Source organism: Streptomyces sp. UW30, assembly GCF_008042075.1.
GTDB lineage: Bacteria > Actinomycetota > Actinomycetes > Streptomycetales > Streptomycetaceae > Streptomyces.
In genome coordinates this window covers 23,176-49,727 of the sequence record NZ_RDBN01000008.1, presented here as the reverse complement: position 1 = coordinate 49,727, position 26,552 = coordinate 23,176, and the positions used below count along the sequence as shown (strand labels likewise).

General features: G+C 70.6%; 18 protein-coding genes and 1 pseudogene. 9 read left to right on the top strand and 10 right to left on the bottom strand.

Translation table 11 applies throughout. The features are described from left to right. The first annotated feature begins 5 nt into the window (after positions 1 to 5). Entirely contained in the window at positions 6 to 521 is a 516-nt protein-coding gene (locus EAO75_RS08180) for a hypothetical protein (RefSeq protein ID WP_147994387.1), read from the top strand. Positions 522 to 587: 66 nt separating this feature from the next. Next, complete coding sequence (locus tag EAO75_RS08175; RefSeq protein ID WP_187284346.1) at positions 588 to 2,186, top strand: phytoene desaturase family protein; 1,599 nt, start codon at positions 588 to 590, stop codon at positions 2,184 to 2,186. On the opposite strand, the gene EAO75_RS08170 is transcribed toward EAO75_RS08175, so the two are convergent. Continuing rightward, on the bottom strand, positions 2,183 to 2,968 hold the full coding sequence (locus EAO75_RS08170; protein ID WP_147994386.1) for an SDR family NAD(P)-dependent oxidoreductase: 786 nt from the start codon (positions 2,966 to 2,968) through the stop codon (positions 2,183 to 2,185). The genes EAO75_RS08175 and EAO75_RS08170 overlap by 4 nt on opposite strands. An 87-nt stretch (positions 2,969 to 3,055) precedes the next feature. Between EAO75_RS08170 and EAO75_RS08165 the strand changes: the two genes are divergently transcribed. Next, positions 3,056 to 3,907 (top strand): helix-turn-helix transcriptional regulator, encoded by an 852-nt coding sequence (locus EAO75_RS08165; protein WP_147994385.1) that lies wholly within the window; start codon positions 3,056 to 3,058, stop codon positions 3,905 to 3,907. Between the two features lie 4 nt (positions 3,908 to 3,911). Here EAO75_RS08165 and EAO75_RS08160 read toward each other — a convergent pair whose 3' ends face one another. After that, positions 3,912 to 5,681 carry a serine hydrolase domain-containing protein gene (locus tag EAO75_RS08160; RefSeq protein ID WP_147994384.1) on the bottom strand — a complete coding sequence of 590 codons (1,770 nt, stop codon included), beginning with the start codon at positions 5,679 to 5,681 and terminating at the stop codon, positions 3,912 to 3,914. A 167-nt stretch (positions 5,682 to 5,848) separates the two neighbouring features. Here EAO75_RS08160 and EAO75_RS08155 point away from each other — a divergent pair, with 167 nt between their 5' ends. Further along, positions 5,849 to 6,958 carry an NAD(P)H-dependent flavin oxidoreductase gene (locus tag EAO75_RS08155; RefSeq protein WP_147994383.1) on the top strand — a complete coding sequence of 370 codons (1,110 nt, stop codon included), beginning with the start codon at positions 5,849 to 5,851 and terminating at the stop codon, positions 6,956 to 6,958. Then, positions 6,955 to 8,532, top strand: coding sequence for an acyl-CoA synthetase (locus EAO75_RS08150; protein WP_147994382.1), 1,578 nt, complete (start codon positions 6,955 to 6,957; stop codon positions 8,530 to 8,532). The genes EAO75_RS08155 and EAO75_RS08150 overlap by 4 nt, the downstream gene beginning before the upstream one ends. 24 nt (positions 8,533 to 8,556) lie before the next feature. On the opposite strand, the gene EAO75_RS08145 is transcribed toward EAO75_RS08150, so the two are convergent. The 4 genes from EAO75_RS08145 to EAO75_RS08130 all read right to left on the bottom strand — a co-directional run bounded on the left by EAO75_RS08145 (position 8,557) and on the right by EAO75_RS08130 (position 16,786). Continuing rightward, complete coding sequence (locus EAO75_RS08145) at positions 8,557 to 11,466, bottom strand: ATP-binding protein (RefSeq protein WP_147994381.1); 2,910 nt, start codon at positions 11,464 to 11,466, stop codon at positions 8,557 to 8,559. A gap of 205 nt (positions 11,467 to 11,671) precedes the next feature. Further along, positions 11,672 to 12,679, bottom strand: coding sequence for a (-)-alpha-amorphene synthase (locus EAO75_RS08140; protein WP_261989195.1), 1,008 nt, complete (start codon positions 12,677 to 12,679; stop codon positions 11,672 to 11,674). Next, positions 12,663 to 14,147 (bottom strand): cytochrome P450, encoded by a 1,485-nt coding sequence (locus tag EAO75_RS08135; RefSeq protein WP_147994379.1) that lies wholly within the window; start codon positions 14,145 to 14,147, stop codon positions 12,663 to 12,665. Before EAO75_RS08135 ends, EAO75_RS08140 begins: the two co-directional genes overlap by 17 nt. A gap of 221 nt (positions 14,148 to 14,368) precedes the next feature. Further along, positions 14,369 to 16,786 (bottom strand): penicillin acylase family protein, encoded by a 2,418-nt coding sequence (locus EAO75_RS08130; RefSeq protein WP_147994378.1) that lies wholly within the window; start codon positions 16,784 to 16,786, stop codon positions 14,369 to 14,371. Between the two features lie 109 nt (positions 16,787 to 16,895). On the opposite strand from EAO75_RS08130, the gene EAO75_RS08125 reads away from it, so the two are divergent. Next, a complete protein-coding gene (locus EAO75_RS08125; RefSeq protein ID WP_147994377.1) occupies positions 16,896 to 18,404 on the top strand; it encodes an acyl-CoA synthetase in 1,509 nt (502 codons plus the stop codon). Positions 18,405 to 18,414: 10 nt separating this feature from the next. On the opposite strand, the gene paaK is transcribed toward EAO75_RS08125, so the two are convergent. Continuing rightward, the gene (paaK, locus tag EAO75_RS08120) at positions 18,415 to 19,707 is read right to left on the bottom strand and encodes a phenylacetate--CoA ligase PaaK (RefSeq protein ID WP_147994376.1); all 1,293 of its coding nucleotides are present in this window, start codon (positions 19,705 to 19,707) and stop codon (positions 18,415 to 18,417) included. A gap of 259 nt (positions 19,708 to 19,966) precedes the next feature. On the opposite strand from paaK, the pseudogene EAO75_RS08115 reads away from it, so the two are divergent. From EAO75_RS08115 to EAO75_RS08105, 3 genes and pseudogenes are all read left to right on the top strand, one after another. Continuing rightward, positions 19,967 to 20,164: pseudogene (locus tag EAO75_RS08115) on the top strand (alpha/beta fold hydrolase); the annotation flags it as partial. Between the two features lie 92 nt (positions 20,165 to 20,256). Further along, positions 20,257 to 20,742 (top strand): cation:proton antiporter regulatory subunit, encoded by a 486-nt coding sequence (locus EAO75_RS08110; protein WP_147994375.1) that lies wholly within the window; start codon positions 20,257 to 20,259, stop codon positions 20,740 to 20,742. Positions 20,743 to 20,748: 6 nt separating this feature from the next. Beyond that, entirely contained in the window at positions 20,749 to 22,062 is a 1,314-nt protein-coding gene (locus tag EAO75_RS08105) for a cation:proton antiporter (RefSeq protein WP_147994374.1), read from the top strand. Between the two features lie 211 nt (positions 22,063 to 22,273). Here EAO75_RS08105 and EAO75_RS08100 read toward each other — a convergent pair whose 3' ends face one another. The 3 genes from EAO75_RS08100 to EAO75_RS08090 all read right to left on the bottom strand — a co-directional run bounded on the left by EAO75_RS08100 (position 22,274) and on the right by EAO75_RS08090 (position 26,395). Continuing rightward, entirely contained in the window at positions 22,274 to 22,696 is a 423-nt protein-coding gene (locus EAO75_RS08100; protein ID WP_187284345.1) for a hypothetical protein, read from the bottom strand. Between the two features lie 136 nt (positions 22,697 to 22,832). Further along, a complete protein-coding gene (locus EAO75_RS08095) occupies positions 22,833 to 24,650 on the bottom strand; it encodes a sulfatase (protein ID WP_147994372.1) in 1,818 nt (605 codons plus the stop codon). A 116-nt stretch (positions 24,651 to 24,766) separates the two neighbouring features. Then, positions 24,767 to 26,395 (bottom strand): acyl-CoA synthetase, encoded by a 1,629-nt coding sequence (locus EAO75_RS08090; RefSeq protein ID WP_147994371.1) that lies wholly within the window; start codon positions 26,393 to 26,395, stop codon positions 24,767 to 24,769. Positions 26,396 to 26,552: the final 157 nt, after the last annotated feature.

Sequence of the window (26,552 nt, the reverse complement as noted above, 5' to 3'; positions counted from 1 at the left end):
GCGCCATGTACAACGCCGCCACGCTTGCTGTCTCACTCATCGCCCTCGTGCTGTCGGGGATCGCCACCCTCCGACAGACGCGGCACGCGCGCTCCGCGAGCGACATGACCATGGTCCTCGAAGTGGCCATGCGCAACATCCGCGACAAGGAGTTCCAGAGCGACCAGCGATACGTCCTGACGCAGCTCGTCAGAGACCACCCGGCGGACGGCGGAATGGACGCGCTGCCCGAACCGGCCCGATCCATGACGCGCAACGTCGCCTTCACCTACGAGTACATCTCCATCCTGTACGCGCTCGGAATCGTGGACTCCCGTGTCGCCCTGGGCATCTTCCACTTCCGCGTCAACCAGGTGTGGGAAACCCTCGAACCGTACATCCGAGCGGAACGAGTGGCCCGGCGGGCGCCGTGCTGTCCGTTCTTCGAGAGCCTCTACCTGCAGGCCCGCAGCAAGCCCGCCGAGGAGATCCTGCGGTCCCTCGGGCTGCGCAGCGTGCGCGGATTCAGCCCGGACCCCTGAGCCGGCGTGCCCGCCGAGGGCCGCGTACCTCTGGCCGACCTAGATCAACGCGTGTTACGAAGAACCATGCCTGCACACGAGGGAACCACGGGACACGGTACGCACGACGTCGTCATCGTCGGCGGCGGTCACAACGGGCTGGTCGCCGCCGCCTATCTGGCCCGGGCCGGGCGGTCCGTGCTGGTGCTGGAGCGGCTGGACCACACCGGCGGGGCCGCCGTGTCCACGCGGCCGTTCGCCGGGGTCGACGCACGGCTCTCCCGGTACTCGTACCTGGTCAGCCTGCTGCCCGACAAGATCGTGCGGGACCTCGGCCTGACCTTCCGGGTCAGCACGCGCGACGTCTCCTCGTACACGCCCGTGGAACGGGACGGACGGCCGACCGGACTCCTGGTGGGAGGCGGTGAGAGCCGCACCCGGGAGGCCTTCGCCCGGCTCACCGGCGGCGAGCGTGAGCACGAGGCCTGGCAGCGCTTCTACGGCATGACCGGCGAGGTCGCCCAGCGGGTGTTCCCGACGCTCACCGAGCCCCTGCCCAGCCGCGAGGAACTGCGCCGCCGGGTGGCTGACGAGGACGCCTGGCGCGTCCTGTTCGAGGAGCCCATCGGCGTCGCGGTCGAGGAGCGCTTCACGGACGACCTGGTGCGGGGCGTGGTCCTGACGGACGCCCTGATCGGCACCTTCGCCGACGCCCACGACGCGTCGCTGAAGCAGAACCGCTGCTTCCTCTACCACGTGATCGGCGGCGGCACCGGCGCCTGGGACGTCCCCGTCGGCGGCATGGGCGCACTCACCGACGCGCTGGCCGCCGCGGCACGCGAGGCGGGCGCGGTCATCGTCACCGGGCACGAGGCGGTACGGATCGACACGGACGGCCGCACAGCGGAGGTCACCTACCGCACGGACGACGGCGAGGGCGTCGTCGCCGCCCGGCACGTCCTGGTGAACGCTTCCCCGCAGGCACTGGCCACCCTCACCCAGGACACGCCCCCGACCCCCGCCGAGGGCGCCCAGCTCAAGGTGAACATGCTGCTCAAGCGCCTGCCCCGGCTGCGCGACAGCTCCGTCGACGCGCGCGAGGCGTTCGCCGGCACGTTCCACATCGCCGAGGGCTACGACCAGCTGGCCACCGCCCATGCCCAGGCCGCCGCCGGTCAGCTCCCCGCCGCGCCGCCGTCCGAGATCTACTGCCACTCGCTGACCGACCCGACGATCCTCGGCCCCGCCCTCGTGGAACAGGGCTACCAGACCCTCACCCTGTTTGGCCTGCATACGCCGGCCCGGCTGTTCGAGCGCGACAACGACGCCGTCCGCGAGGACCTGCTGAAGTCCACCCTCGCCCAGCTCGACGCCCACCTCGCCGAACCGCTCGCCGACTGCCTGGCGACCGACGAGGACGGGCGCCCGTGCATCGAGGCGAAGACCCCGTTGGACCTGGAACGCGACCTGCGCCTGCCCGGCGGAAACATCTTCCACCGTGAGCTCTCCTGGCCGTACGCCCAGGAGGGCACCGGCCGCTGGGGCGTGGAGACCCGGCACGCGAACGTGCTGCTGTGCGGGGCGGGCGCGGTGCGTGGGGGAGGGGTGAGCGGAGTGCCGGGGCACAACGCGGCGATGGCGGTGCTGGAGGGTTCTGCCCAGGCCCTGCCCCAAAGTGGGGTCTAGGCGCGGACGCCCCCGTCCACCTGGAGGATCACACCGTTGACATAGGACGCGCGGTCGCTCAGGAGCCATGCGGCTGCCTGGGCAATCTCCTCCGGGGCGGCGGCGCGGCCCAGCGGGTTCTGCGCGGTGAGCCGGTCGATGATGCCGGGAGACTGGCGCTCCCACTCGTCGACCATCTCGGTGAGGGTCAGGCTGGGCGCGACGGCGTTGACGCGGATGCCCTCGCGGCCGTACGTGACGGCGGCCGACGCGGTCAGGCTGTTGACCGCCCGCTTCATCGCGCCGTACACCGGCAGCTCGGGGTTGGCCGCGAGGCTGCCGACGCTGGAGTTGTTGACGATCGCGCCGCGCCCTGCGGTGGCCCGGATAGCGGCGATCTCGGCCTTCATGGCCAGCCACGGCCCCCTGAGATTGACGGCAGCGACCCGGTCGAACTCGGCGTCCGACAGCTGGTCCAGCGGGCCGGGCGGCTGGATGGTCGCGCCGTTGTTGAAGGCGACGTCCAGCCGGCCGTACAGGTCCACGGCCCGGTCGACGGCGGCCCGGACGCTGTCGGCGTCGGCCAGGTCGCACAGCACGTGCTCCGCGGTGCCGCCGGCCGCCCGGATCTCCTCCGTGACCGCCTTGAGCTCCGACTCGGTGCGAGCCGCCAGGACCACCCGGGCGCCCTCACGGGCGAACAGCCGAGCGGCGGCGGCGCCGATGCCACGGCCGGCACCGGTGACGAATCCGACCTTGCCGTCGAGCAGGCCGGTCGGGGAAATCGGTGTGTTCTCGTTCATGCCGTCGAGCCTGCGACCGACCGCAGGGCCTATCCAGGCACCGGCGGTACCTGGCTGGCCACCCGACCGCACGCGCACACTTCAGATGTGGACCGACGACAACTGGCGGACTTCCTGCGCAGCAGGCGCGAGCGCGTCACCCCTGCCGACGTGGGGCTCCCGGCGGGGCCGCGCCGCCGGACACCCGGCCTGCGCCGCGAGGAGGTGGCGCACCTGGCGTACATCTCGACCGAGTACTACACGAGGCTGGAGCAGGCCCGCGCCCCGCACCCGTCCCGCGAGGTCCTGGCGCAGCTCGCCCGCGCCCTGCGCCTGTCGGAAGCCGAGCGAGCCCACCTCCACCACCTCGCCGGGGCGCCGCCCGGACCACCGCCGGGCCCCTCGCGCGAGGTCCGCCAGAGCATCGTCGACCTGCTGCACCGCCTGCCGAACGCTGCGGCGACCGTGATCTCGGCGACCTTCGAGGTCATCGCCTTCAACGACCTCGCCGCCGCCCTCATGGAGGACTTCTCCGCTCTGCCCCGCCGCGAGCGCAACCTCGTCCGGCGCGCCTTCCTCGGCCCGCGACCGGACGGCCGGCGGCTCTACGGCGTGTCCGACGTGGCCGAGTTCGCCCGCAACTCCACGCAGCAGCTGCGCGCCGCCACGGCCCGCTACCCGGACGACCCGGAACTGGCGGAGCTGGTCCGTGAACTCCTCGACGGCAGCGAGGAGTTCGCCGAGCTCTGGGCAACCCACGAGGTGGCCGCCGCACCCACCCTCCGCAAGACCTTCGACCACCCTGTCGTCGGCCCCGTCACCGTCAACTGCGACGTCCTCGACATCACCGACCGCGACCAGCGGGTCGTCATCTACACCGCCACCCCCGGTTCGCCGTCCGAGGAGGCGCTGCGGCTGCTGTCCGTGATCGGCACGCAGCGCCTGGACGTGCCGGGCTGAGCCGTCAGTCCGCGGAGGCGGTCCAGCCGCTCGCCGTGATCCGGGCCGCGTCCGCCGGTCGGGCCTCGTCGAAGAGGACGGTGTCCGCGGCCTCGACACGCAGGCCGTCGACGTACGCGCCACGTCCCACGTACAGCCGGTCGGTGGCGTACCGCCAGCGCAGGAGCAGCTGTCGGTGTGCGGGGAGGCTCGCCGTGAGCCGGTGCCAGACGCGGCCGGACCAGCCGGTGGCGATGCCGGTCGGGTGGGTCTGCGGCTGCTCGCCGTGGCGCGTCGTCGTGAAGGGGACCGGCTGCCAGGTGGCGCCCCCGTCGGTCGTCGACTCCAGCGCGAGGACGTCCGACTGGGGCTCGGTGTCCCACCACAGGGCGCAACACAGCCGGGCGTCGCCGGACGACGTGTCGAGCGCGGGGAGCGCGAGGGTCGCGCTCGTGGAGGTCGCCATTCCCGAGAACCATGCCCTACGACCGTGCCGTGGGCGGACCGCCACCGCGCGGGCCATGTCGTTGGCCGTCGCGACCCGTGGAGCCGAGCCGGAGCGCCAACTGCGCACCGGGTGCACCGAGTTGCCGAGGACGACGAGGAAGGAGTCGGTCGTCGGGTCGAGCACCAGCGAGGTGCCGGTGAAACCGGTGTGCCCTGCGGTGCGCGGGGTGGCCATCGCGCCCATGTACCAGTGCTGGTAGAGCTCGAATCCGAGGCCGTGCTCGTCGCCGGGGAAGGCGGTGTTGAAGTCGGTGAACATCAGCTCCACCGAATCCGGCTCCAGGATGCGGCAGCGGCCGTAGGCGCCGCCGTTGAGCAGGGTCCGGCCGAGGACCGCGAGGTCCCAGGCGTTCGAGAACACGCCCGCGTGGCCCGCGACCCCGCCGAGACTGAAGGCGTTCTCGTCGTGCACCTCGCCCCACACGAGCCCGCGATCCAGGCCGGACCAGGGCAGGCGGGCGTCCTCGGTGGCCGCGATCCCCGGCTTCCAGGCGGCGGGCGGGTTGTAGCGGGTGCGGCGCATGCCGAGCGGGCCGGTGATCTCCTCGTGCAGGAGGGTGTCGAGCGCACGGCCGGTGATCTTCTCCAGGACCAGCTGGAGGGAGATCAGGTTCAGGTCCGAGTAGAGGTACTTGGTGCCCGGCGGGTTGAGCGGCGCCTCGTTCCAGATGAGCTGGAGCTTCTCCTCGTACGTCGGCGCGGCGTACAGAGGGATCCAGGCGCGGAACCCCGAGGTGTGGGTGAGGAGCTGACGGATCGTGATGTCCTGCTTGCCCGCGCGGCCGAAGTCCGGGAGGTAGGAGGCGACCGTCGCCTCCAGGCCGAGCGCACCGCGTTCGATCTGCTGCACGGCGAGGATCGAGGTGAACAGCTTGGAGACCGAGGCCAGATCGAAGACGGTGTCCTGCGCCATGGGGAGCTGCTGCCCGGGCGGGAATTCGACGCCGGTGTCGGTCTTCTCGTCGTACGCCTGATAGCGCAGAGCCATCCCGATGGGCTCGTGCAGTGCCACGGTGCCGCCACGGCCGGCGAGCAGCACGGCGCCCGCGTACCAGGGGTGCTTGGGTGAGGGGCCCAGGAACGCCTCGGCGTCGGTGACGAGTTGGCGCAGGTGGTCGGGGAGGAGGCCGGCGCGCTCGGGGGAGCCGTGCCGCAGGGTGGTGCCGCGGCCCGAGGGGGAGGCGGCCGCCGGTCCGACGGGGAAGGGCGCGATGGCCAGGGCGCCGCCCAGGGCCAGAGCCGTCCTGCCCAGCTGACGTCGAGTCGGTCTGCTCGTGCCGTCGGTCATCGAGGTTCCTCCCGCCGTTCCGCCTGAAAGTATCTTTCGGGACCGCCGTGCGTGGTGAAACTTTCGTGTCAGGCGTGAGCTGTGTCAACGGGGCGTTCGACGGAGAGATCTGACGGAGCATCAGAAAAGGCCTTCCGTCGTCCGGAGGACTGCGGCATCCTGCGCCCATGCAGACGGAGCTGAGCAAGAAACTGGGAGTCGAGCACGCCATTTTCGGCTTCACGCCGTTCCCCGCCGTCGCCGCGGCCATCAGTCGGGCCGGCGGTTTCGGGGTGCTCGGCGCGGTCCGCTACACGGCCCCGGACGACCTCAAACGCGACCTCGACTGGGTCGAGGCGCATATCGACGGCCGGCCCTACGGCCTGGACGTCGTCATGCCCGCGAAGAAGGTGGAAGGCGTCAGCGAGGCCGACGTCGAGGCGATGATCCCGGAGGGGCACCGGCAGTTCATCAGGGACACCCTCGCCAAGTACGCCGTCCCCGAACTGGCCGCGGGGGAGGTCTCCGGCTGGCGTATCACCGGGTGGATGGAGCAGGTCGCCCGTACCCAGCTCGACGTCGCCTTCGACTACCCGATCAAGCTGCTCGCCAACGCCCTGGGCTCACCGCCCGCGGACGTCGTGGAGCGCGCCCACGACCGGGGCGTGCTCGTCGCCGCGCTCGCGGGCAGCGCCCGGCACGCCCGCAAGCACCAGGAGGCGGGCATCGACATCGTCGTAGCGCAGGGCTACGAGGCCGGCGGCCACACCGGTGAGATCGCCTCCATGGTGCTCACCCCGGAGGTCGTCGACGCGGTCGACCCGCTGCCCGTACTCGCGGCCGGGGGTATTGGAAGCGGACAACAGGTGGCCGCCGCATTCAGCCTCGGCGCCCAAGGTGTGTGGCTGGGCTCCATATGGCTCACCACCACAGAAGCGGATCTGCACTCGTCCGCCCTGACCGCCAAGCTGCTCGCCGCCGGCTCCGGGGACACCGTCCGCTCCCGCGCCCTGACCGGGAAGCCCGCACGCCAACTGCGCACCGAGTGGACCGACGCCTGGGACGACCCGGACGGGCCCGGCACCCTCCCCATGCCCCTGCAGGGACTGCTCGTCGCCGAGGCCGTCTCCCGGATCCAGAAGTACGAGGTCGAGCCCCTGCTCGGCACACCCGTCGGACAGATCGTCGGCCGGATGAACAGCGAACGCAGCGTCCAGGCCGTCTTCGACGACCTCACCCGCGGCTTCGAGCGAGCCGTCGACCGCATCAACCGCATCGCCGGAAGGAGCAGCCAGTGACCAGCACGTCCGCGGCACACGCCGTCAGCACCCCGCCCGTCGGCTTCTGGGCCCAGGCCACGGCCGACCCCGGGCGCACGGTCCTCGTCGCCCCCGACGGCGAGCGGTGGACCGCCGGTCGCCTGCACGCCGCCACCAACCGCCTCGTCCACGGCCTGCGCGCGGCCGGCCTCAGGCGCGGCGACGCCTTCGCGGTCGTCCTCCCCAACGGCGTCGAGTTCTTCACCGCGTATCTGGCCGCCTCCCAGGCCGGCTTCTACCTGGTCCCCGTCAACCATCACTTCGTCGGCCCCGAGATCGCCTGGATCGTCGCCGACTCCGGCGCCAAGGTGCTCATCACCCACGAGCGCTTCGCCGGCACGGTCCGCGAGGCCGCCGACCAGGCCGGATTCCCGGCCACCCACCGATACGCGGTCGGCGAGGTCGAGGGCTTCAGGCCCTACGCCGAACTCCTCGACGGACAGCCGGATTCGGCACCCGAGGACCGCACGCTCGGCTGGGTCATGAACTACACCTCCGGCACCACCGGCCGCCCCCGCGGCATCCGCCGTCCGCTGCCCGGCAAGCCGCCGGAGGAGGCCTATCTGGGCGGGTTCCTCGGCATCTTCGGTATCAAGCCGTTCGACGACAACGTGCACCTCGTCTGCTCGCCGCTCTACCACACCGCCGTGCTCCAGTTCGCGGGCGCGTCCCTCCACATAGGGCACCGGCTGGTCCTGATGGACAAGTGGACACCCGAGGAGATGCTGCGTGTCATCGACACCCACAAGTGCACGCACACCCATATGGTCCCGACCCAGTTCCACCGTCTGCTCGCCCTCCCGGAGGGGATACAGACCCGCTACGACGTCTCCTCCATGCGGCACGCCATCCACGGCGCCGCACCGTGCCCGGACCATGTGAAGCGGGCGATGCTCGACTGGTGGGGTCCCTGTGTGGAGGAGTACTACGCCGCCAGTGAGGGCGGTGGCGCCTTCGCGACCGCCGAGGACTGGCTGAAGAAGCCCGGCACGGTCGGCAAGCCCTGGCCGATCAGCGAACTCGCGATCTTCGACGACGACGGCAACCGGCTACCGCCCGGCGAACTCGGCACCGTCTACCTCAAGATGAACACCGGTGGCTTCGCCTACCACAAGGACGAGACCAAGACGAAGAAGAACCGCATCGGCGACTTCTTCACCGTCGGCGACCTCGGCTACCTCGACGAGGACGGCTATCTCTTCCTGCGCGACCGCAAGATCGACATGATCATCTCCGGTGGGGTCAACATCTACCCGGCCGAGATCGAGTCCGTCCTACTGGCCCACCCGGCCGTCGCCGACGCCGCCGCCTTCGGCATCCCGCACGACGACTGGGGCGAGGAGGTCAAGGCCGTCGTCGAACCGGCCCCGGGCCACGAGCCGGGTCCCGCCCTCGCCGCCACGATCCTCGACCACTGCGCCGGGCAACTCGCCGGCTACAAGCGGCCCAAGAGCGTCGACTTCATCACCGACATGCCTCGTGACCCCAACGGCAAGCTGTACAAGCGGCGGCTGCGGGATCCGTACTGGGAGGGGCGCACACGGCCGGTGTGAGCGGAACCGCAGGGCGTTCGTGGGTCACGTCCGAGGGCGCGGGAAGGTCTCCAAGGCCTGGGCGAGGCCCGCCGCGTCGGTGCCGATCTTGCGATAGACGCAGGACAGCAGTTGCCGTACGCCCTGCTCGGTGAGACGCAGTTCCTTCGCGATCACCGCCTCCGGATGGCCCTGGACCGTCAGTTCGGCCGTTTGGCGTTCTTGAGCGGTGAGGGTGTCCGTCTGCGCGTAGCGCAGCGGCAGCGGTCGCAGCCCGGCCGCCGAGAGCTCTTGCCTGGCCCGGGCGACGAGAGCCTCGGCACCACAGTGAACGGCTCCTTCCAGCCCCTGGTAGAGCCGATGGGCGGCCTCCTGCACCTGTCCGTCGCGGGACAGCGCGGCGCCGTGCCCCACGAGCGCACGCGCCAACTCGTACGACGCGGGTGATCGCTCCAGGTGTTCGACGGCCTCGGCGTGCAGATCGAGCGCGGCCGGACCGCCGGTCACCTCGGCCTCGACGTGGAGCGCCTGGCCGATCGCGGAAGCCGCACCGAAGTCCCGCGCCCGCTTGACGGCGTCCTGGGCGTGGCGGACCGCCCGGTCGGGGGCGGTGCGGGCGAGAGCGGAGGCCAGGTCCAGCTGCCAAGGGCACCAGGCCGGGTTGCGCCAGTTCCGTGCCTCGAGCCAGTCCCCGACGGCGGACAACAGCCGTGCCGCCTCGACGTGTCGCTCCTCGGCCAGGAGTAGTTCGGCGTACACCGTGCGGGGATCGGGGAAGATGACGGCGTTCGGGACCACATCGCCGTAGTGGTGGGCGTCGGCGAGCCGACGCGCGTCGGCGGTCCGCCCGCGGGCCAGCAGGATCTGGATGAGGATGCCGATGGCGAACCACTGGGCGGGTACCGCGCCTTCGACGCGCTCGGCGGTGCGCAGCCCGGCCCGAACGAGCTCCTCCGCCTCGGAGAGGCAGCCGCGACGGTAGCGGATGTAGCCGGAGAGGGTCTGCCCCTGCGCCAGGTGGGAGCCGCTCCAGCCCTTGTGCTCGCATTCGGCCATGCCCTTGGTGAACAGCTCTTCGGCCCGCCACGGCTGGTCGCAGTACATGAAGAGCAGGGCGACCGCGACGGGCACCTCGAAGCCGCGGTTCTCATCGGTCCAGCTCATTCCCCCGCGCAGCGCCTCCTCGGCATGCCCGAGGGCGGTTCGCCGCGGTTCACCGCGTACCAGGGCGTCCCACGCCCGCAGGCCCAGGATGTAGCGCTCCTCCAAGCCGCGGCCGGTCAGCTTGTCGGCCAGCCGTGCCAGCCGGCGCGAGCGGGCGGACGAGTCGGGCTCGTCGGCGCGGAACGCGCTCCACACGAAGTGATCGGCCTGCATGCGCAGTTTGATGCGCGGATTGGGGGCCCGCCGTGCCTCGTCGGCGGCCACGGCGGCGGCCTCGGTCAGCCGGTCGGTGTTGGCCAGCGCCTGGGCCAGCTTGTAGACGATGGAGGCGCGGAGTTCGGGGTCCATCGCGGGCTCTGTCAGCGCCTCCTGGAGGTGGCTGACCGTGGCTGTGGGCTCGATCAGGAAGGTCGAGCAGGCGAGTTCGTGCAGGAGCGCGGCGCGGTCCTCCGCAGGGGGCGGCTCTCGCAGCGCTCGGGTCAACACGCGACGCGCGGCCTCCGGGGCCCCGGCGCGGAGATACTCACGCGCGGCGGCGCGCAGGACGGAGACCGCTTCGGGCCGACCGTCGCAGGGCACTTCCAGCAGGTGTCGGGCGGCGGCCGTGGGGCCGAACCCTGCCGCCTGTGCCGCGTCGGCGGCCGCGTTGTGCATGCCCACCCGCAGGCCCGAGGGGATGTCGTGGTAGATCGTCGTGGCGATCGACGGGTGGACGAACTCCAGGCTGCGCCCGGGCCCGTCGCCGTCCGCGAGGATGCGGGAGGCGCGCAGCTTCCGGGCCGCTTCGGCGGCCTCCTCGCTGCCGACCACGGCGATGCCGGTGGCGAGCTCGGCGGAGAAGGACCCACCCAGTACGGCCGCGGCCCACGCGAAGCGGACGGTGCTCGGGCCGAGCCGGTGGAGACGCTCGATCAGTCCGGGGCCTTTGACCGCCGCGGCAAGGTCCCCGATCACGGGCAGTTCGTCCTGACTGCCCTTCATCTGCCGTTCGCGGAGCCTGATGGCCAGTTCGACGGTCTCGAACGGGCTGCCGCCGGTGAGCGTCCAGCACTCGCCGCAGAACTCGTCCTCGGCTTCCTCACCCACTTCGTTCCTGACGATGCGCGCCACACCGTCCTTGCCGAGCGGAGACAGCGCGTGAGGGCGCTCTTCGTGGCGCTCGACGAGCGTGCGGAAAGAGGTCGCGTCGGGCGGGAGGTCGTCGGGCCGATAGGCGACGACCATCAAGAGCGGGAGGTCCGCGACCCGGGGCGCGAAGGAGGCGAGCCAGTCGAGGGATTCGGCATCGGCCCAGTGCAGGTCGTCCAGGAGCAGAACGACAGGCGCGTTCATCACCGTGAGGCGCGTCATGACCCAGTCGAGGCCGTCGCGCACTCCGGTCGGGTCCGGCACCTGAGTGCCGGCCGTCGCCTCGAGGCCGAGCGCGGCGCCGACGATCCCGTACCAGCTGCCCAGGAAGGTCCGACGTTCTGTTTCGCTCATCGTGGCCAGGGTGGGCTGCATGACCTGGCGGACGACGCGGAACGCCAGGCCCTGCTCCTTCTCGCCGCCCTTGCCCGAGAACACCGTGAGTCCGAGTGCGGCGGCGCGGGCGCGCGCTGCCGCGATGAGTGTGGTCTTGCCCAGCCCGGCCGCACCGGTGAAGGCGAGCAACCCGCCGCGCGGCGTCCGGGGTACGCCGTCGACGGCGTCACGGAGGTCCGACAACGCGGAGTCGATTGCCTGGAGTTCCCGGTCGCGTTCCAGTAGAGGCCGGTGTTCGGTGGTCGGTTGCCGCAGCCCATGGGCCATATGGTCCACCGCTTCCTGTCGTTGCTCCCCGCGGGACGGGGGCGAGCGTACGCCCTCACGGACGCCCCTTGGACGGGTTGGAACAGGAGGTCGACAGGGAAGGGTGAACTTTCCCGCAGCAGGCGTTCAAGTCTCGGCCCTTTGGGTAAAATGTCCTGCTCCCCGCTCGGGCCCCTCTGCTGTGGGCGAGCGGTCAGGCAGAGGCTCAGGGCACGGCGGATGCGGCGATCGTGTCCGCGTACCGCGGAACGGTACGCGACCAGAAGTAGCATCCGGGGATCCAGCCGCCCATGCCCTCCACATAGCCGACGCCGCTCGGGCTCAACTCCGGCCTGATCTCGGCGTAGAGCTCCTCGAACTCGCTGATCGTGCTGTTGATGCGTCGGATGGCCAGCGTGACGGCCTCCGGCAGCGAGCACTGGTGTGTGCGCTGGTAGTCAAGGGCCAGATTGATCACGCCGCCTGCCCGCTGCTCCTTCACGGCGGAGAACAGGTCGGCTATCCACACCGCCGCGTCCACCGACAGCCGCCCCAGACGCCGGACGACAGGATGCCGGAGCTCCTCCGGGGCCAGCTCGTGCGGCTGCGCGGCCTCGCACAGCGGGTGGAACGGCTCGATGCCCGCGATGAGGGAACGTATGGACCGGCACAGCCCGCTCCCCGGAGGGGTGGAGTGGGTCTGGGCCACCGCTTCGTACAGCAGACCGTGCACGTACTCACGGCTGTTCCAGGCCCATCGTGCGGCCTGAGCGGGTGTGCACCGCTCCTGGACCTGCCGGTGGAGATCGGCAAGGGCGGCCCCGAGCGGGGTGTCGGGCGGTTGGCCGTCCCGCAGGATCCTGACGCTCTCGGACAGCATGGGCAGCAGCCGGCCGGGCCGCTGCAGGCCGACGTCTTCCGCCTGGTCGTCGAAGATGAACTGGTAGGCAATTTGGTTGGCCATGATCTGGAGGAGGCCGGAATCCACAGTCGGGCTGTTGTGGGCCGCGAGTTCGGCGGGGCGGGTATAGGAGATCATGGCCGCTACTGTCGGCTCATCGGTAAGCCCCCATGTATTCAGCCAATTCTCGACGCCCGCTGCGGCTTCAGAAGCGTGGGGATTGCTCTGGAACGGGAAGGGCATGTAAAGGTTCGCGTCGATCAGCTGCCGCAGATTGGGGGCGGGAATTGCGCGCGATGCGGCGACCGCGATTTCCTCATGCGTCGTGGACACCGCTGCCACCTGCCGTTCGGGGGTCGTGGACGACGGGGGTCCCCGTTGCCCGGGGTGCGGAAGCGGGCGCCCGAGGCGGTGTGCCCATCGGCCGTGGTGTCCGCGGTTCGCAGACCATCACCAGATCCCTCGGCCCCAAGGACGCCGCGGGGCGCAGCCGTTCGACGTGTCCGGGCAGATGGTGCAGCCGCCAATGGCGGGCGATGAACGCGACGGCCACCGTGGCTTCCGCCATGGCGAACGTCTCGCCGATGCAATTCCGGGTGCCCGCGGCGAACGGGATCATCGCTCCGGGCGGGACCGTGACGGCCTGCTCCGGCCGCCAGCGGTCGGGGAGGAAGCGGTCGGGGTCGGGGAACGAGGCGGGGTCGTGGTGCAGGAGATATGGGCTGTACAGGACGGTTGCGCCCCGCGGGAGACGGTGCCCGGCGAGATCCGTCTCCTTCGTGGTGACCCGGGTGAAGAGCCAGCCCGGCGGGCGGTGGCGAAGGGTCTCGGTGATGACGCGCTGCGTGTGGACGAGCCGCGGCAACTCGTCGCGGCCGGGCGGCCGCCCTTCGGCGAGCACGGCGTCGACCTCGCAGTGCAGGCGGTGTTCGTCCTCGGGATGCCGGGCCAGGAGATCGAAGGCGGAGGCGAGGCACAGGGAGGTGGTCTCGGCTCCGGCGAATATCAGCGTGAGCACCTGGCTGCGCACTTCCTGTTCGGTGATCGCCGCCCCTTCGCCGTCGCTCCGCGCGGCCGACAGCAGGACCTCCAGCAGGTCGTCCCGGTCACTTGAGGGAGTGCCTCGCCGGCGCTCGGCGATGGCCGCGTCGACGATCGCGCGCAGGCGGGCGGAAGCGTGCCGGAAACGCCGGTTCGCGGGCGTGGGAACCCGGAACAGGGCCTCGACCGGCACCACCGTCCGCAGGAACAGGCCGCGGACGATGGTGACGAGGCAACTGTGCACCTCGGCGGCCGTCGCGGCGTCCAGCGAGTCGGAGAACAGGACGCGGCCGATCACCCGCGCCGACAGCGTCAGCATGGTCGCGCTGACGTCGACCTCCTGCCCCGCCCGCCACTCGCGGCACACCGACTCCGCTTCCTCGCCCATCAGTTCCGTCTGGTCGGCGACGCGGGCCTTGCGGAAGCCGGGTTGGAGAAGCCTGCGTTGCCGCCGATGGGCCTGATGGGGGCATGTGCCGATGCCGTCACCCAAGAGCGTCCGCAGCCTGTCGTAGAGCGGCCCCCCTTTGTCGAAGGTGCGCGCGTCCATGAGTACCTGGTGGACCAGCTCCGGGTGGCACACCGCCCAGGCGCGCAGGGGGCCCAGGCGGACTTCGACCAGATCCCCGTGAGCGGGTAAGGATTTGAGAAAATCCAGCGGTCGCCGAAACAAAGCGATACCGTGGGCTACGGTGGGGAATATGCCTGGCGCAACCCCCACCCTCCAGGTGTGTCCTGATTCAGGCACGACATGACTCATGGGAAACCCCTGTCTCAATCACCACATGGAACTCGGTAAATGCTCCACCGAGTTGGCGCTTGAGTCATGTCCTGCCCAGTTCAACCAGCTGTCGCTTTCGCGAATCCTTTCTGCACGGGGGCGCACAGGAGCACAGAGATGCAAAGAGCAATTCGCCCGGGTCGTTCTTGTGGGGACGAAAAGTGGTCCCGCCCGTGGGACGGGGCGGGACCACATCCCTGTTACCTGTGTTCGCCCACCGACACCACCCTCAACACGGGTGACGCCAGGACGTCCTTCTCGCAGAACCGCGCGGTCACCCACTTCTCACCGGAGAACAACCGGGTCTGATCGCTGAAGTGGGGCGAGTTCGGGTTCGACGACTGCGCGTACGTCAGCAGCGTGCGGGCCACCGGGCAGCGGCTGCCGTTCCAGCCCACCGCCTGGATGTGACTGGAGCCGGTCGTCACCTCCGTGTAGCCGCCCCGCGCCTGATCCCACACCGGCTCGATCTTGTTCCACACACCCATGCCCTCCGTGCCGCCGTGCACGGGGATGCGCTGACCGTTCCGTACGACGACCTGGTGCTCCCCGAGGCGGGAGTCGAGCACGATGCCCGCCGCCCGCAGCTCGGCGACCGCGTCCGCGAGGGCCGTGGCGAAGCCGGGAGCACCGGTGTTGAGCGTGTTCGGGGTGCGCACCGGGTCCGCCGCCGAGAACGGCACCTTCCACCGCTGGGCGGCCGGCACCTTCGCGGACAGCTTCCGCCAGAACCGGTCGAAGAGCAGGGCGCCCCGGCTGGAGGTGTCCATCGTCCGGTCCCATGCCGCGAGCACCGAACAGGCCTGTGTGACGTCAACGGCCTTGCCGTCACTGCCCGTTGCCGTACCGCCCGGCAGCGCGGCACACGCCTTCGCGGTGTCGGCCACGGCCAGGTCGGCCGCGGGCACCCGGTTCCCGAACTGCTGACGCTCCAGGTCCCGGACCGTCAGACCGCCCCGCTGCGCCATCGCCGCCACGTCCTCGATCGCACCGCGGGTGCGCAGGGAGCGCTGCGTACCGATGTTGCCGAAGACCCGCTCGTACCCGGTCAACGGACGGTCGGCGTTGGCGAGCCACGCGCTGTCGTTGGAGTTCTCCACGTACGGCGCGTCCTTCAGCGTCGGCATCCGCGCGGGCCCGAACGTCCCACGCTGGACGGCGTCCGGGTCGCTGCCGAGCGCGCAGTCACCGCGGGAGCCGTCGAGGACCGCGAGACCCCCCGCCGGGTAGGTGGCCCGGCCGAGGTCCGTGGAACACCGCGCCGCGAGGTCGTCGGTGATCCGCGGCAGTACCTGCGACTGGGAGTACAGGGAGTGCCCCGAAGAGTCCGCGGCGATCGTGTTCACCCACGGCAGGCCCTGATGCCGGGCGAGCGACGCGAGGACATCGGCCGTGCCGCGCGCCTTGCTGAAGCCCAGCGAGGTGTCGGCGAACCGCATGTTGGCCGCGTTGGGGTCGTTGAACGCGAACGCCGTCGTAGCCGTCCAGGGCAACGGGAGCTCGCCCCCGGCGTCGGCCGCGACAGGGCCGTACCGGGTCCACCACTGGGTGCGGGTCACCGGTGCGCCGCCCTTGACCGCGACGGTGACCGTCCGCTTCTTCATCCGCTCCGGCTTGCCGTCCACCAGGTACACGGTCGGATCGGCAGGGTCCAGCTTCAGCTGATGCAGATTGAACGGAACTCCGGTCGACACGGTGTGGCTCCACGCCACATGGGAGTTGTATCCGATGGCGAGCGTCGGCGACCCGAGCAGCGCCGCGCCGGCGACGTCCAGCTCGCCGGGAATCGTCTGCTGCGCCTGCCAGAAGCGGCGTCCGCCGTGCCACGGATAGTGCGGGTTGCCCAGCAGCAGCCCGCGCCCGTTCGCCGTGGTGTCGCCCCGGAAGGCGACCGCGTTGGACCCCATGGCCGTATCCGCGCTCCGCTCGCGCACGGCCCGGACCAGGGCCTCGGCGTTCGGGGCCGCACCGCCGCCGCGGGCGGCGGATCCGGTGGGCGGCCGGGCTGAGGTGATCTCGTCCACGGCGCCGCCCTGCCCGCCGAGCACGGCGATGGCGTAGAAGCGGGCGGCCACGTCCAGCGTGGTGACCGGCCGCACCCAGGTGGCTCCCCGGCACGCCGGGTCGTTGATCCGGTTCTGTTTCAGCCAGGTGTTGTACCCGGCCGCGAAGCCCCGCATCAGGTCCCTGACCTGGCGGCTGGGCCCGCGCGGTGCCGGTTCGGCGAGCAGCTTCTCCACGGTGCCGGTCTGGCGTACGCCGCGGAAGTACAGGTCGCCGGCGAGGTTGCCGGTCGCCGAGGACAGCGCGGAGTCGGTCGCGCCGTCCGTGCCGAAGAAGCGGGAACGCTCGCCGCGCACGGTCACGAACCCGTCCGCCAGCGTGCACACCTGGTCGGCGGCCTGCGCCCAACCGGTGCCGAAGCCGAGCGACTTGTAGTCCTTGCCGACGATGTGCGGGATGCCGTACTCGGTGTAGCGGATCACGGCGGACATGCCGCCGTGCGAGGGATGTTCCTGACGACTGTGCCCTTCGGCCGCGGCAGCCGGCAACGCGGCCGTGGCGGTGAGCAGGGCGGCCGCCGCGGCGGCCAGTCGTCTCGGGCGGGTGGTGCGCATCTGTGCCTCCCAACGTCGTTGAGGGAAGGAGCGGTTGAGCGTACCTACTGGTCTGTCCGCGCTCCCAGGTGCTTGACCTGCCCGGGTGTCGGACCCAGGATCATGAGTCATGACGCAGGGACAGGGCAGCACGGTTGACGGGGTGCTGCGGCGCAGCGCGCGGCGCACTCCGGCACGGACCGCGGTGGAGTACGGCGGTCGCTCATGGACGTACGAGGAACTGGACGAGGCGGTCTCCCGCGCGGCGAGCGTCCTGCTCGACCAGGGCCTCACCCGAGGCGACCGGGTCGGCGCCTACGGCCACAACTCGGACGCCTATCTGATCGCTTTCCTGGCCTGCGCCCGCGCGGGCCTTGTCCATGTCCCGGTCAACCAGAACCTGACCGGCGACGACCTCGCCTACATCGTCGGCCAGTCCGGGAGCTCCCTGGTGCTCGCCGACCCGGGCCTCGCCGGCCGGCTGTCCGAGGACGTTCGTACGCTGCCCCTGCGTGACGCCGACGACTCGCTCCTGGCACGCCTCGCGACGGCGACCGCGTACGACGGCCCCGAGCCGCGCGCCGAGGACCTGGTGCAGCTGCTCTACACATCCGGTACGACGGCCCTCCCCAAGGGCGCGATGATGACGCACCGCGCCCTGGTCCACGAGTACCTCAGCGCGATCACCGCCCTCGACCTCAGTGCGGGCGACCGCCCCGCGCACTCCCTGCCGCTCTACCACTCGGCGCAGATGCATGTGTTCCTGCTGCCGTACCTCGCGGTCGGCGCCACGAACATCGTCCTCGACGCACCCGACGGCGACCGGCTCTTCGACCTGATCGAAGCGGGCCGCGTGGACAGCCTGTTCGCCCCGCCGACCGTGTGGATCGGCCTGGCCAACCGCCCCGACTTCGCCGAGCGCGACCTCGGTGGGCTGCGCAAGGCGTACTACGGCGCGTCGATCATGCCCGTGCCCGTGCTGGAGCGACTGCGTGAACGGCTCCCGGAGCTCGGCTTCTACAACTGCTTCGGGCAGAGCGAGATCGGCCCCCTCGCCACCGTCCTCGCGCCGGACGAGCACAAGGGACGCATGGACTCCTGCGGACGGCCCGTCCTGTTCGTCGACGCGCGCGTGGTCGACGAGGACGGCGAGGGCGTCCCCGACGGCACCCCCGGCGAGATCGTCTATCGCTCCCCGCAGCTGTGCGAGGGCTACTGGGACAAGCCCGAAGAGACCGCCGAGGCCTTCCGCGACGGCTGGTTCCGCTCCGGCGACCTCGCCGTGCGGGACGCGCACGGCTACTTCACCATCGTCGACCGGGTCAAGGACGTCATCAACTCCGGTGGCGTACTGGTCGCCTCACGGCAGGTCGAGGACGCGCTGTACACCCACGAGGGCGTCGCCGAGGTCGCCGTGATCGGCCTGCCCGACGAGCGGTGGATCGAGGCCGTCACGGCGGTCGTCGTGTCACGCGGCGAGGTGAGCGAGGCCGAGCTCATCGACCACGCGCGGGACAAGCTCGCCCACTTCAAGGCGCCGAAGCGGGTGGTGTTCGTGGACGAGCTTCCGCGCAACGCGAGTGGGAAGATCCTCAAACGGGAGCTGCGGGACCGGTTCGCCGGTGACGCCGCCCGCTGAGCGCCGGCGGTTAACGCGGACGCAGATCCTCGATCCGGCGGATCTTGCCCACGGAGCGTGCCAGGGACTCCGGTTCGACGATCTCCACGGCCACCGACACCCCGATGCCGTCCTTCACGGCCGCCGCGATGGCCTGCGCGGCGGCGTCCCGGGTCTCGGGGGACGCGTCGGGGCGGGCCTCCGCCCGCACGGTGAGCGCGTCGAGACGGCCCTCCCGGGTGAGCCGCAGCTGGAAGTGGGGCGCCACGCCCGGTGTGCGGAGCACGATCTCCTCGACCTGTGTGGGGAAGAGATTGACTCCGCGCAGGATGACCATGTCGTCACTGCGCCCGGTGACCTTCTCCATCCGCCGGAACACCCGGGCGCTCCCCGGAAGCAGCCGCGTCAGGTCCCGCGTGCGGTACCGGATGACGGGCATGGCCTCCTTGGTGAGCGAGGTGAAGACCAGCTCGCCCTCCTCGCCGTCGGGCAGTAGCTCGCCGGTGATCGGGTCGACGATCTCGGGGTAGAAGTGGTCCTCCCACACATGGAGCCCGTCCTTGGTTTCCACACACTCCTGCGCGACCCCGGGCCCGATTACCTCGGAGAGCCCGTATATGTCGACGGCGTCGATCGCGAACCGCTCCTCGATCTCGCGGCGCATCTCCTCGGTCCAGGGCTCGGCGCCGAAGATCCCCACGCGCAGGGACGTGCCGCGCGGATCGACACCCTGCCGCTCGAACTCGTCGAGCAGGGTGAGCATGTACGACGGCGTCACCATGATGATGTCGGGCCGCAGATCCTGGATCAGCTGGACCTGACGGGCGGTCATCCCGCCGGATGCGGGGATGACCGTACAGCCCAGCCGTTCGGCCCCGTAGTGTGCGCCGAGACCACCGGTGAACAACCCATAGCCGTACGCCACATGCACCTTGTCGCCGGGGCGTCCGCCCGCCGCCCGGATGGAGCGGGCCACCATGTCGGCCCACAGGGAAAGGTCGGCTTCGGTGTAGCCGACGACCGTGGGGCGTCCGGTGGTGCCGCTGGAGGCATGGATGCGGCGGATACGGTCCTGGGGCACGGCGAACATCCCGTACGGGTAGTTCTCGCGCAGGTCGGCCTTGGTCGTGAACGGGAAGCGAGCCAGGTCGGCGAGCGAGCGGCAGTCCTCGGGCCGTACGCCGGCCTTGTCGAAGGACTCCCGGTAGAAGGGCACGTTGTCGTACGCGTGCCGCAGCGATCTCTGCAACCGCTCCAGCTGCAACGCCCGCAGCGCCTCCGGGGCGAGTCGTTCCCCGGAGTCCAGTTCCGTCGCGTCCGCCATGAGGTGCTCTCCCTCGCCAACCGCATCAATCCGGACGACCGATCATTCGGTCTGGGTGCTCGGGATCAGTAATTCAGGCCACGAATGATCAGGCAAGAGGATGGGTCACACTTTCTCCGCGTGAGGCCGCCCAGGCCGTGCCCGCGACGCCCGTCGGACCGGGGCAGGCCCGTTGCGCCGTGGGCGCCGGGGATTCGCGGCGCCGGAGGACCCGGCCACGTAGCGCTGCGACCACATGGTCGACGACGTGGAAGAACCGGCCCGTTTCACCGCCCCGGTTCTCGTCCTCGCCGGCGAACTCGACGGTGGCCCCCGCCCCGAACTCGCCCGCCGCACCGCCGAGATATTCCCCGACGCCGAGTACGCCCTGCAGCCCGGCGCCGGGCACTGTCCGTGGCTCGACGACGCGGATTGGTTCGTACGGCGGGTCGTCGCGTTCCTGGACGGGAGTGGCTGAAGGGCGGGCTGGGTTCGGCCCGCACGTACCCCAGTAGGTAAAGTTTCGCCAAAGAGTGCTGGAAGAGAACACGTTAATGAGGGGGGACAGCTATGGGCGCTCCTCGCCTGAGCAGTACGCCATTGCCCGGCATCGGAGTCCGCTACGACCTCACGACACGCGAACAACGCCGCCTGTCCGTGGTCGCCCACCGGGACGGATCACGCACGTTGAGCGCGTACCGCAAGGACGATCCGGACGCGTGCGCGCTGTCGGCGCGGCTCAGTTCCGCCGAAGCGGCCACGCTGATCGACGCGTTGATGCCCGCGCACCACAGTCCGAGCCTGCTGTCCACCACGGAGCTGGGCCTCGTCGCCGAGCGCGTCGAGTTGTCCGCCACGTCGCACTGGAACGGACGGCTGCTGGGCGAGACCCGGATGCGGACCGAGACGGGCGTATCCATCGTGGCCGTACTGCGTCGCGCCGAGGCGATCCCCTCGCCGGCGCCGGACTTCCGCCTGGCGGGCGGCGACATCCTGATCGTGATCGGCACCCGCGAGGGTGTGGACGCGGCCGCCGAGATACTCGGGCGGGAGTGAGCCGCGATGCATTCCTCCGCGGTTTTCCTCATCGAGTTCGGCGCGATCATCCTCGGCCYCGGCCTGCTGGGCAGGTTCGCCGGGCGATTCCAGTTCTCGCCGATACCGCTCTACCTGCTGGCCGGGCTCGCCTTCGGGGAGGGTGGGCTGCTTCCGCTGGGCACCAGCGAGGAGTTCGTCGCGMTCGGCGCAGAGATCGGTGTGATCCTGCTGCTGCTCATGCTCGGCCTGGAGTACACGGCCAGCGACCTGGTCTCCAATCTCAAGACGCAGTATCCGGCGGGTCTTGTCGACGCCGCCCTGAACGCCCTGCCCGGTGCCGTCATGGCGCTGCTGCTGGGCTGGGGCCCGGTCGCCGCGGTCGTCCTGGCCGGCGTCACCTGGATCTCGTCGTCCGGCGTCATCGCGAAGGTCCTCGGCGACCTCGGCAGGCTCGGCAATCGCGAGACCCCGGTCATCCTGAGCATCCTGGTCCTGGAAGACCTCTCCATGGCGGTCTACCTGCCGATCGTCACCGCCCTGCTGGCCGGGGCCGGTCTGGCGGCGGGGAGCGTCACCCTGGCCATCGCGCTCGGCGTCGCCGGACTCGTCCTGCTGCTCGCGGTGCGCTACGGCCGGCACATCTCCCGCTTCGTCTCCAGCGACGATCCCGAGAAGCTGTTGCTCGTCGTGCTCGGTCTCACCCTGGTCGTGGCCGGACTCGCCCAGCAGCTCCAGGTGTCGGCAGCCGTCGGGGCGTTCCTGGTCGGCATAGCGCTGTCCGGGGAAGTGGCGGAGGGCGCGCACAACCTGCTCGCCCCGCTGCGGGATCTGTTCGCCGCCGTGTTCTTCGTCTTCTTCGGCCTGCACACGGACCCCGCGAGTATCCCGCCGGTGCTGGTGCCCGCGCTCGCGCTGGCCGTCGTCACCGCGCTCACGAAGATCGCCACCGGGTACTGGGCGGCCAAGCGCGCCGGAGTCTCGGTCAAGGGCCGCTGGCGCGCGGGCGGAACCCTCGTGGCACGCGGCGAGTTCTCCATCGTCATCGCCGGCCTCGCCGTCACCTCCGGCATCGAGCCCTCGCTGGGCCCGCTGGCCACGGCCTACGTGCTGATCCTGGTGATCGTGGGGCCGCTCACCGCGCGCTACACCGAGCCGGTGGCCATGCGGCTGACGCGGTGGCGCGCGGGTCGGGGTGCGCCGACGGGGCCGGTTGTCGCCGAGGGCGGCGCTGGGGTCGAGGGCGAGACGCGAGTCGTGGACGGCGAGGCTTCGGCCGAGTCGGCGGCGGACGCGGCGCAGGAGTCGGCGGACGGCCGGGACGTGCTCGACCGGTCCTGAGAGGGGCCGGCCAGGTCCCCTGCCACGGCCGGGAGTTGCCGTTCTTCCGGCCGTACGTCCGTCTCCCGGTCGTGCGCCTGTCTCCTGGCCGTGCGCCTGTCTCCTGGCCGTACGCCCGAAGCGACCCTGCGTACCGCTCCGATGAGCCTGCCTCGAAGGTCGCAGGACAGCACGTCCCGACGCTCGGCGTGAGAAGAGCAGCGGGCGCTCCTCAGCGGCCCAGCCGACGCCGGTACACGACGAAGCCGGCGGTCAGCGCGAGTGCGCCGACTGCCAGGCCGGCGCCCAGAACCACCTCGAAGTCCGCCGGCCCCGTTCCACCTCCCATGCCGCCCCTGACCCCCTGTGTGGGGAGCACCGTGCTCGTGGGGAGCACCGTACGTACGGGGAGCGGTGTGACGGCAGACTCGCGGTGTGGCAGGACCTCGCAGGCGATGCTGTCGTCCGCACCTTGGTCCTCGTCCAGGCGATTGGGGTCGCTCAGGTCACGGTCGAACTCCGCCTGCGCGTCCTCCTGAAAGGCGAAGTCGCGGCAGTCCAGGTCGCCACGGGCGTGCGCCACCTGGGCCACCGGGCCGGCGGTCACGAGAACGGTGATCGCGGTCGTGCATATCGCGCGGGTACGTCTCTTCACGGGCGCTCCCTCTTGGTCCATCGGTCTCGACGACCGTCATTGCGACCGTAGGTACGCCGCCCGCGCACCGGCGCGTGATGCTAGGCCGTTCGAGCGTCCGTTTCGGGATCCTCGAACGGCCCAGCCGCCCCGCTGCTCACTCCCCCCGGGGCCCGTACGCCGTCATGAAACGGTCCCGGAAGCGGTCCATGCCCCAGGTGGGGGCGTTCTCGGCGGGCTTGAGGCCGTCCGTCCAGTGCCAGTCGGCGATCCTGTCGAGGACCTTCGGGTCGCGGGCGACGATCGTGACGGGGACGTCCTTGCTGGTGCTGCCGGCCGTGACGGTGGGGACGGGCTGATGATCGCCGAGGAAGACCAGGACCGTGTCGTCGGTGCCGTAGCGCTCGACCCATTCGGTGAGGCTGTGGAGCGAGTACTCGATGGCACGGCGGTACTCGGTGCGGACGCGCTCGGGGTCCTTCCAGACCTCCTTGGGGTCGGTTCCCTCCTTCTTGATCTGATGGAAGACCGAGCCGTCGCCGAGGTCGTCCCAGTCGGTCATGCGGGCGATGGGGGACCAGGGGTTGTGGCTGGAGGCCAGGATGATCTCCGCCATGATCGGGTCGCGGCCCTTCTTGCCGTGCTCCAGACGCTGGAACGCCTCCAGGCTGAACTGGTCGGGCACGGGCGTCCAGCTGAAGTACGGGCCGTGGTAACCGAGGTGCTCGGAGTCGTAGATGTGGTCGAGCGCGAAGAACTTGCCCTCCGGCCAGGCCCGCCGCACCCCCGGCACGACACCGACCGTCCGCCACGCGCCGGTCTTCCTGAAGTAGCTGCCGAGCGTCGCCCGGTCGCTGGTGGTCAGACTCCGGTACCGCTGCTGGTTCTTGATCCAGAGGCCGGAGAGGAAGGTGGAGTGGGCCAGCCAACTGCCCGCCCCCGTCACGGGCGACCTCAGCCACGCACTGCGCGACTGGAATCCGGCCGCCTTGAGGTTGCTCGTCCCTTCCTTGAGTGCCGCGTCGATCTGCGGCGCCATCGCCGGGTCGTCGATCGCGACGCGGCCGTAGCTCTCGATGAACGTGAACAGCACGTCCTTGCCGCGCAGCCCCGTCAGCAACTGGTCGGGCGGCGTCTTCGCGAACGCGTCCACGGCGGCCTGCTTCTCGAAGACCCGCCCGTCCTTGAGGCCGGCCTGCACCTGCTCGATACGGTTGTTGAGCAGGTCGGCGTTGCCCTTGGTGGCCAGCGGGACCCCGGCGACCTGGACGCCCAGGGTCATGCAGGTGATCCACGCGGTGCCGAGGATCAGTGTCGTGCGGGTGGCGACGGCACGATGGCCGACCATCAGGTTCGTCACCCGAACCATCGCGAGCGTCATCAGCACGAGCACCGCGACGACCAGGACGATCACCCCGACGACCGCCAGCACCTGTCCGGTACGGCCGAACGACTCCCGTACGAATTCCGCCGCGTCGTCCAGCAGGATCCAGTCCAGGACCAGGTCGAAGGGGCGCGCCAGTACCGAGTAGAAGCCCATGTCGACGAACTTCAGGACGGCGAGCACCCCGAGCAGAGCACCGGAGACCAGTGACATCAGCCGCCTGGAGCGCGGCGGCACCGCCAGCAGCAGGCCTGCCAGCAGGATCCCCTCGGCGGGGAGACGGAAGAACGCCTCGGGGCCGAGCCGTTCGAGACGGTTGGGCACCAGGAGCGCGAAGAGCAGCAGTGCGCCGGCCAGGACGGTTGTCCCCACGGTCACGCCGCGTGCCGTACGGGGGTAGCGGCGCCGCCAGCCGAACCAGCCGGGGGAGGGGGAGGCCGTTGCGGCATCCTCAGCCGCCTCAGCCGCTCCCACTGATTCCGCTACCCGTTCCCTCTCCCCGTCCTCCCCGGTCGCGGCGACATCGTCGTCCGAGGCCGACCCGCCCTCAGCGGTGTTCAGCGGCTGACGAGAGCGAGTGAAGAGCGACACCCGGCGGTCCTTCCGTGCGGTCTTGCGATGGCATGGCAAACAGCGGTCCATGACCGAGCCTGCCACCATCAGTACGTCCGCACGTCACCTTGGGTTCAACCAGAGCTGCCCGGGATTCATCCGTCCGCCGACGCCGCCACCTCCCGGGCCCAGCGGTAGTCCGCCTTGCCGCTGGGCGAGCGCCGGATCGAGTCCGTGATCACCAACTGGCGGGGGATCTTGTAACCCGCGAGGTGGGAGCGGCAGTGCGTCTGGATGTCCGCCAGTGACGGCCGTAGGGCTCCCGTGCGCAACTGCACCACCGCCGCCACGTGATGCCCCCACTTCGCGTCCGGCACCCCGGCCACCAGTGCGTCGTACACGTCGGGGTGGGACTTGAGCGCCTGCTCGACCTCCTCGGGGTACACCTTCTCGCCCCCGGTGTTGATGCACTGCGAGCCGCGTCCCAGCACGGTGACGACGCCGTCCTGGTCGACCGTGGCCATGTCGCCGAGCAGCACCCACCGCCGGCCGTCCTTCTCGAAGAAGGTCTCGGCGGTCTTGCGCGCGTCGTTGTAGTAGCCGAGCGGCACATGGCCGCATTGGGCGACCCGGCCCACCTCGCCCACGGCGACCGGCTCGTAGGTGGCCGGATCGACCACCTGCGTACGGGAGTTGACGCGGATGCGGAACCCGCGCTCGGGCCCGGAGTCCTCGGTCGCCGTACCGTTGAAGCCGGATTCCGAGGAGCCGAAGTTGTTCAGCAGCATCACGTTCGGGACCAGGTCCTGGAACTGCCGGCGCACCGTGTCCGACATGATCGCCCCGGAGGACGACACGCTGAACATCGACGAGCAGTCCGTGCCCTTCATGGGGCCGTTCAGCGCGTCGACCAGGGGCCGCAGCATCGCGTCGCCGACCAGGGACACGCTGGTGACCTTCTCCTTCTCGATCGTGCGCAGGACCTCCTCGGGCGCGAACTTGCGGTGGATCACGATGCGTTGGCCGAAGTTGAAGCCGATGAAGGCGGTCAGCGTGGACGTCCCGTGCATCAGCGGGGCGGTGGGGAAGAAGGTGATGCCGTCGCCGCCCGCCGCGACGCGTTCGGCGAGTTCCTCCGGCTTCTGCACCGGCTCACCGGTCGGCGCGCCGCCGCCGAGACCGGAGAAGAACAGGTCCTCCTGGCGCCACATCACGCCCTTGGGCATTCCGGTGGTGCCGCCGGTGTAGATGATGAACTGGTCGTCACCCGACCGCGCCGGGAACCCCCGATCGGGCGATCCCGCGGCCTCGGCGTCCGCGAACGTCACGGCCGGCACGACCGGCGCGTCGGCCGCACCCGGCGCCACACTGCCGACGCGCACCAGATGCCGCAGCCCGTCCACCCGTGGCAGCGCCGCCGCCACCCGGTCAGTGAACTCCGCCTCGAAGACCAGGGCCACCAGATCGGCGTCCCGGTACAGGTACACCAACTCCTCTTCCACATAGCGGTAGTTGACGTTGACCGGGACGATCCGAGCCTTCAGGCAGGCCAGCACCGTCTGGAGGTACTCGACGCCGTTGTAGAGGTGAAGCCCGAGATGCTCGCCGGGACGTATCCCGCTGTCGAGCAGATGGTGACCGATCCGGTTCGCCGCCGCGTCCAGCTCCGCGTACGTCAGACGGCGCTGCGCACCCGTGCCCGGATGGTCGATGTACACCAGTGCCTCGCGGTCGGGGACCGCGTCGACGACCGACTCGAACAGGTCGGCAAGGTTGTACTCCACCGTTCCTCCCGCCCTCGCACTCCACCGGCTGCCGGTCATCAGAGCAAAGGGCGGCACAACTGTGAAGGGTCCGCGCACAAGAAATCTGACTACCTGTCAGAAAACCCTTGAAGTGCCCCGGCGCCTCCTGCAACCTGTTCTCGTTCTTTCAGAGGGG